Annotated in this window: 6 protein-coding genes; 5 read left to right on the forward strand and 1 reads right to left on the reverse strand. The window is 69.4% G+C overall.

Annotation, left to right across the window (positions count from 1 at the left end; genetic code table 11):
- The first annotated feature begins 181 nt into the window (after window positions 1-181).
- The 3 genes from AC5P1C_RS34475 to AC5P1C_RS34485 all read left to right on the forward strand — a co-directional run bounded on the left by AC5P1C_RS34475 (window position 182) and on the right by AC5P1C_RS34485 (window position 3480).
- The gene (locus AC5P1C_RS34475) at window positions 182-1006 is read left to right on the forward strand and encodes a PP2C family protein-serine/threonine phosphatase (protein WP_493869913.1); all 825 of its coding nucleotides are present in this window, start codon (window positions 182-184) and stop codon (window positions 1004-1006) included.
- Window positions 1007-1131: 125 nt separating this feature from the next.
- On the forward strand, window positions 1132-2160 hold the full coding sequence (locus AC5P1C_RS34480; protein ID WP_493869914.1) for an MASE1 domain-containing protein: 1029 nt from the start codon (window positions 1132-1134) through the stop codon (window positions 2158-2160).
- Window positions 2161-2679: 519 nt separating this feature from the next.
- Window positions 2680-3480 carry a VOC family protein gene (locus AC5P1C_RS34485; protein WP_493869915.1) on the forward strand — a complete coding sequence of 267 codons (801 nt, stop codon included), beginning with the start codon at window positions 2680-2682 and terminating at the stop codon, window positions 3478-3480.
- A 305-nt stretch (window positions 3481-3785) separates the two neighbouring features.
- Here AC5P1C_RS34485 and AC5P1C_RS34490 read toward each other — a convergent pair whose 3' ends face one another.
- Complete coding sequence (locus AC5P1C_RS34490; RefSeq protein ID WP_493869916.1) at window positions 3786-4286, reverse strand: MarR family winged helix-turn-helix transcriptional regulator; 501 nt, start codon at window positions 4284-4286, stop codon at window positions 3786-3788.
- Window positions 4287-4390: 104 nt separating this feature from the next.
- On the opposite strand from AC5P1C_RS34490, the gene AC5P1C_RS34495 reads away from it, so the two are divergent.
- Both AC5P1C_RS34495 and AC5P1C_RS34500 read left to right on the forward strand, forming a co-directional pair.
- A complete protein-coding gene (locus AC5P1C_RS34495; protein WP_493869917.1) occupies window positions 4391-5173 on the forward strand; it encodes an alpha/beta fold hydrolase in 783 nt (260 codons plus the stop codon).
- Between the two features lie 113 nt (window positions 5174-5286).
- Entirely contained in the window at window positions 5287-6195 is a 909-nt protein-coding gene (locus tag AC5P1C_RS34500) for an NAD(P)-dependent oxidoreductase (protein ID WP_493869918.1), read from the forward strand.
- Window positions 6196-6273: the final 78 nt, after the last annotated feature.

Consider the following 6273-nt stretch of genomic DNA (forward strand, 5'->3'; position numbering starts at 1 on the left):
CAGAGGGCACAGAGGGCACAGAGGGCCCTGGGGGAGCCCGCTCGGCGGCTGCTGTGGCATCACCTGGGGGTGCGACCGCCGTCATCTGCGGGCACACTTGATCGCGAGGTTCGTCCGGCGGTGCATACGGCGGAATACAGCTGAACTGACGCGGGGTGCTCTCGCGGAACCGGGGCGATCAATGTTCCGTACGCAAAGGGCCGACGGCGGTGACGAGCTGCTTGCCAGGCTCGGGGCGCTGACTGCCCGAGCTCGGGAGCTCGCGGAGATGCAGCGCTCCCGGGTCGAGCTGGCAGTGGCGCTGCAGCGCGGCATGCTGCCCCATGACCTTCCGCAGCCTCCCGGGGTCCGGCTGGCTGTGGGTTACATGCCCGCCAATCACGGGCTCAACGTCGGGGGAGACTGGTACGACGCCTTCACCATGCCCGACGGGCGTGTCGGCCTGTCCATCGGTGACGTGCAGGGGCACAACATCAAGGCCGCCGCATTCATGGGGCAGGTCCGGGTGGGACTGCGTGCGCTGGCCTCCGTCACGGGCGACCCGGGGGAACTGCTCGCGCGTACCAACGATCTCCTGGTCTCCCTGGGCGCGGACCTCTTCGCGACGTGTACGTTCCTGCGGCTCGACCCGGCCACCGGCGTCCTGGAGTGCGCGCGGGCCGGCCACATCCCCCACATCTGGGCCACGGCCGATGGCCGGTCCGGCATCGACGAAGGAGAGTGCGGGCCTCCGCTCGGCGTGCTCGAAGGCGCCGAGTACCCCGTGGTGTGCCACCGCCTCACCACGGACGGCGTCGTCGTGCTGCTGACCGACGGGGTGGTGGAGGGGCCGTCACTGAGCCTCGACGAAGGCCTGCGGCGGGTGATGCACCTCGCCGAGATCACCACCGCTGCCGGACTGGGCATCAACACGCTCGCAGGCGGTGTCATGCGGCTGGCGGACACGGTGGGGCATGAGGACGACGCCGCCGTCCTGGTCGTCGGCCATGACGGCGGTGGCCTGTAGGGCTATCGGGGTCAGGAGCACCCCGGGATCAAGAGTCCCCAAAGATCGCGGACGGGCTTCGGGCATCGGGCATCGGCGGAGGCCTTCGCGTGGCCCGAGTGGTCCGCCCGGTGTCTGATGGCTCTGTGGTGGTGACTCGTCGGTTCCGGCCGTCCTTGGAGATAGCCCTCAAGACACTGGCCGTGGCTGCCTGCTACTACGTGGCCGGGCGCCTGGGCCTGCTCGGGCGGCTCACCGTCGAAGGCGTCATCGTCACCCCCATTTGGCCGCCCACCGGTGTCGCCGTCGCCGCCCTGCTCGTCTACGGCGTGGCGGTCTGGCCCGGGATCGCCATCGGCTCCCTGCTCGTCATCGCGTCCCTCACCACCCCGCAGCCCACCACCCTGGTCACCGTCGCGGGCAACACCCTCGGCCCGCTCTGTGCCTATCTGATGCTGCGGCGGGCCGGTTTCCGGGTCGGGATCTCACGGCTGCGGGACGGTCTGGCCCTGGTCTTCCTCGGCGGGCTCGTAGCGATGCTGATCAGTGCCACGGCGGGGGTCGGTCTCGAGGTGCTGACCGGCGCACTGGCCCAGGAGGAGTTCTGGTCCGTGTGGCTGGCCTGGTGGGTGGGCGACGCCATGGGTGTCCTGCTGGTCACTCCGCTCCTGCTCGTACTGATGGGAGCCGCAGGACCACTGCGCCTGAGGCGCTGGAAGGAGATGGTGTTCCTGGGCCTCACGTCCTTGGTCGTCGTACCTGTGGCCGTGGTCGGTGAACTGAGCCTGCTGTTCCTCGTCTTCCCCCTGCTCATCTGGGTGGCGCTGCGCTTCCAACTGGCCGGGAGCATGTTGTGCGCGCTGTTCGCGTCGGCGCTGACCACCTTCGAGGCGAACACGCAGCAGGGCGCCTTCCGCAACCTGTCGGCCATCGAAGTCATGACCAAACTCCAGGCGTTCAACGGCGCCACCGCACTGACGGCGCTCCTGCTGTCCGCCATGGTCGCCGAACAGCGCGCCACGCGACGATCGGTGCAGAGTGCCTGCCGGGAGCTCGCTGAGGTACTGGAGCACCTCGCAGCGGGGGAGACCCCGCCCGAACTGTCCCACAGGCGCGTCGCCGGCCTCCATCCCGATGACACGGCGCCGGCACCGGACAGGCACCGCGACGCGTGAGCCCCGCCATGGCCCCAGTGCTTGCCTCGCTGGTGCCTGCCGCCAGTCTCGCCGGGGGACAGCGGGAGCCACTCCGGGGCCGTTCCCAGGATGGTCTGCACTTTGACCTCGCCGTATGACGAACGTGATTGCGCACGCCCAGGTCAGTGGTCCTGGAAGGGTCCGGAATGGCCTGGACCCGTGACGCATTCGCGAGCCCGCCGCCGGAGTCGGCGTCAGGGCAGTCTGGGTCAGTCAGTCTGGGTCAGGTCGTGCTCGGCAGGGCGCCTCCACGGCCACCCGTGATCTGGCCGGGCAGCCCGATGGCCGCTGCGGCGGTCGCGATGCTCGCCGCCGATGCGACGCCAGATGCGCTGGCGGGACGCGGGGCGCGAAGACAGGGATGATGGAACCGGGAACCGAAAGGGATCGCGGACCGTCGGGTGCCGCTGATACCTGCAGTGCGCTGCGGCCTGGCGAGGGCCGGCGCCAGTACCCCCGAAATTCGCAGGCGTCCATCGACCTCAGAACGGCACGGACATGAACAGCCATAGGGCAACGGGAAGCGACGTCGTGGCCAGCCGCTCGGTGTTCGGCGCACCCTGTTGGGTCAGCTTGACCACGCGTGATCTGGAAGCGGCGCAGGGGTTCTACCACGCTGTGCTGGGATGGGACTGGCGCACCGGCAAGCTGGGCGATCAGTACAAGTTCGCCAGTGTGAACGGAGTGCCGGTGGCGGGAGTCTCCGCCGTGGAGACCATGGGGCAACTGGCCGTCGCATGGACCCCTTACTTCGCCGTGTCCGACGCGGACGAGACCGTGGCCCGCAGCCGGGAGCGTGGGGGGACGACCGCCGTGGGGCCCATCTCGTTCCCTCCGGGGCGGGCGGCCGTACTGGCCGACCGCGACGGGGCGGTCTTCGGCATCTGGGAGGGCGAGCTGGTGTCCGGCTGGGAGGAATGGCGCCGCGAGGCCCCGGCCTACGTGGAGCTTTACACCCGGGACGCCTTCGACGCGGCGATCTTCTACGCGGAGGTCCTCGGTTGGGCGTCCACGAGTTCAGGCTGCTGCGAGGTCCACTACGAAGACGACGAGGTCGTGCTGCGCAGCGAGGGCGACGTCGTGGCCCGTATCCATTCGGGTGCCGTCGACTCCGCGCGTGATCCCGCGATCCGGCCACGCTGGAAGATCCACTTCTCGGTCGACGACGTGGACGCGTGCGCCCAGGCGGCGCGAGACCACGGCGGTAGCGTCCTGAAAGGGGCACAGGGATCGGCCGAGGCTGTCCTGGCCGATCCCGATGGGGCGCGCTTCGTCGTGAACTCACACCCGGCGCCATGAGCAGCTGCCAGGACAAGTCCGAGGCCGGGGCCGGGGCCAGGACCTGAACACCGTCCTGATCGCCCGTCTGCTCTGGCCTGGAACATGCGACGCGTCGTGGGACCTGCTGTCATGGGCAGGTCGTCGGCGGCGACCGATCAGCGGCAAGCGTCACGACATCCTGCTCGCCCTGCGCAGCCCGGATGTCGGTCCGTCGGCGGAGGCTGTGATGGCCTCCGGCGCCACCGCGATCCCGTCGACGCCGCCGGCAAGCCGTGTGCCGTTGGTCGACCCGCCACCCGCCACCCACCCGCCGCGCGGCGCCGCTACTTGGGGGGTGCGTCGCCGTGGGACTCCAGCAGGTCGGCCAGTGTGGTGGCGAGGGCGTGGTGCTCGTCGGCTTCCAGGCTCTGAAGGAGGCGGGCCTCGTTGGCCAGATGGAGGGGGAGGACCCGGTCGATCGTCTCGAGGCCCTGGGGGGTGAGGCGGATCTTGATGGAGCGGCGGTCGGTGGCGTCGGGTACGCGCGTGACCAAGTCCTTGGCGGCCATGCGGTCGACCCGCAGAGTGATCGCCCCGGTGGTGACCAGGGACGCCTTGAGGAAGGCTCCCGCGGTCAATTCGTAGGGCTCTCCGGCGCGGCGCAGTGTGGACAGGATGTCGAACTCGCCCGGCTCCAGGCTGTGTTCGCCGAGGAAGTCCTTGATTTCCTTGTCCCAGAGCCGGGCCAGCCGCAGGACCCTGCCGACGACGCCGATCGGCGACACATCGAGGCCGGGGCACTCCCGGCGCCACTGTTCGAGAACTGCCGACACCGCGTCCGCCATGTTTCCTCCCAAGCAAGATAGATGAGCGCTCATTTAATTGACACTCGCAGAACTGGAAGTTAGCTTAGCACTCACTTAATCAGCTCTCGCCTAAGGAGTGCGGCATGCCCTTCACCGCTGCCCGCGACACTCGCGTCCACTACGAAGTCGACGGCCAAGGGCCCGGACTGACCCTGGTGCACGGCGCCGGCGGCGACGCCGAGAAGGTCTTCGGTCCCGTCGTGAAGCACTTCGCCGACACCCGCACGGTCATCCGCCCCAACTTCAGCGGAAGCGGCCGAACCGAGGACGACGGCGCGGACTTGAGCGTGGAATTGATCGCCGACCAGATCGTGGCGGCCATCGATGACGCGTCGGACGGGCCGGTGGACCTGCTCGGCTTCTCCCTCGGCGCGGTCGGTGCGGCCGCGGTCGCCGCGACCCGGCCGGACAGGGTGCGCCGACTCATACTCGTGGCCGGGTGGTCCCACTCCACCGGTCCGCGCGACCGCTACTACTTCGAGATGTGGCGCAAGCTGCTCGATACCGATCGCGAGCTGCTCAAGCGATTCTCCGCGCTGACCGGATTCAGTGCCGCGGCTCTGGACCGGTTCGGCCACGACGGCCTGGCCCAGTCGCTGGCCGACCCGTGGCCACCGTCAGGTATCGGCCGCCAGATCGAGCTCTGCGGGCGCGTGGACATCAGGCCGCTTCTCCCCTCGATCACCGCGCCCACGCTGGTGGTCGGCTTCGCCGGTGACGCCATGATCCCTGTCGAGGGCTCCCGGCAGCTGCACCACGCGATCCGCGACAGCCGACTGACGGAGATCCCCGACCAGGGCCACATGGACTGGTTCGCCGACCCCACTCAACTCGTCGAACTCACCCGCGAGTTCCTCGACGCCTGACGTCTGCCCCGAGGTCGGCCGCAGGCGTACGCAGCGGCGTACTGGACCTCAAGTGTAGTTGAGCTCCTAGCGTGATCTGACGAAGCCGGTATTTCTTCACGAAAGGCATCACCATGACGACGACAGCGACAACCGACAACCCGGCCGCCACCGCCGAGAGGGTCACCGTGCTCGGCCTCGGCGCCATGGGAACGGCGATCGCCGGGACGCTACTGGATCGCGGCCACCGCACCACGGTCTGGAACCGTACCGGCGCCAAGACCGCACCGCTGGCCGAGGCGGGCGCCACCGTGGCCCCGACCGCCGCGGAGGCGGTGGCGGCGAGCCCGCTCGTGGTGCTCAGCCTGCTCGACGCCACAGCGGTCGACCAGGTTCTCGGCTCCGTCGAGGCCGCGGTCTCCGGAAAGGTTCTGGTGAACCTCACCAGCGGTTCGCCCGCCCAGGCGCGGGCGAACGAGCGCTGGGCGCGCGAGCGTGGCGCCCAGTACCTCGACGCCAAGCTCATGGGAGACCCGCCCTACGTGGGTACGCCGAACATCCTGATCCCGGTCAGCGGCTCCCGTAAGGCCTTTGACGCCCACGAACAGACCCTGCGGGAACTCGGCGCCGTCACCTACCACGGGGAGAACGCCGGCTCGGCCGCCGTGGAGTTCCTCGCCCAGGTCGCGGTCTCCTACGAGTTGCTCATCGGCTACCTGCACACGCTGCGGCTCGTCCAAGTGGAGGGTGTCGACCCGGTGGAGTTCGCCGAGCGCGTCGCCGCGTCGCTGCCCGCCTACCCGGCCCTGCTGACCTCGATGGCACAGGCCGTCAAGAGCGGCCAGTACGCACCCGACCTCGGCTCGCTGGACGTCCAGGTCGCCCTGATGGACGACCTGATCGGCCATCGCGAATCCGTCGGCGTGGACACCGTACGTATGCGGGAGGTCAAGGCGCTGATGGACCGCAGGATCGCGGACGGCCACGGCGGCCAGGGCTTCTCCAGCCTGTTCGAGACCCTCGCGCAGCCCGGCCGGCCCTGACTCTCCCCCCCCCATTACCGTTTTCGTAGCCCCGCAACGGGGCTTCCGGCCTTCGGAGTTGGCATGACTACCTCCCCT

The sequence above is a fragment of the Streptomyces sp. A18 genome (assembly GCF_059026065.1).